Origin of the sequence: Streptococcus sp. 1032 (assembly GCF_013277015.1) — a bacterium.
Lineage (GTDB): Bacteria > Bacillota > Bacilli > Lactobacillales > Streptococcaceae > Streptococcus.
The window spans coordinates 1-733 of sequence record NZ_VMMD01000044.1 but is presented as its reverse complement, the minus strand read 5'-3'; the positions used below and the strand labels follow the sequence as shown (position 1 = coordinate 733).

General features: G+C 39.8%; 1 pseudogene. It reads left to right on the top strand.

The window, feature by feature from the left end:
* A pseudogene (locus tag HT711_RS10995) lies at positions 1 to 710 on the top strand (IS630 family transposase); the annotation flags it as partial.
* Positions 711 to 733: the final 23 nt, after the last annotated feature.

Sequence of the window (733 nt, the reverse complement as noted above, 5' to 3'; positions counted from 1 at the left end):
TGTCAATCAGTTATTTGAAGCCTATCAAAAAGAGATTGGTCGCGCTTCCACACGTGATGGTTTCTATTATCTCCTGAAACGACATGGTTGGCGAACGGTCACTCCTCGACCTGAGCATCCCAAGAAGGCAGACGCTCAGACAATTGAGACGTCTAAAAATAAAATCTACATTCGAGACCTTGAGTAAGCGCTTTAAAGAAGAGGGGACTTATAACAAAGTACGTTTGATGTACCAAGGTGAAGCTGGTTTCGGAAGAATCAGTAAGATGAGTTCTTGTTGGGCTCCTCAAGGAATCCGACCTAGCATTCCTAGTCATTATATGCGAGAATATCGCTATTGTTATGGGGCAGTAGATGCTCAGACAGGAGATTCCTTTTTCCTCATTGCTGGAGGATGCAATACTGAGTGGATCAATGAATTTGTAAGGCAAGTCTCACAAGCTTATCCAGATGACTATATTTTACTTGTCATGGATAATGCTATATGGCATAAATCAAGTACCTTAGAGATTCCAAGTAATATTGAGTTGGCTTTTATCCCACCTTATACACCAGAAATGAACCCTATTGAACAAGTCTGGAAAGAAATTCGAAAACGAGGTTTTAAAAACAAGGTTTTCCAAACATTGGAAGCCGTCATTGATAAGCTTCAAGAAGTTATTCAAGGACTGGAAAAAAGCGTTTTAAAGTCCACTGTCAGTAGACAATGAACAAGGTTGCTTTTTGAAAATGA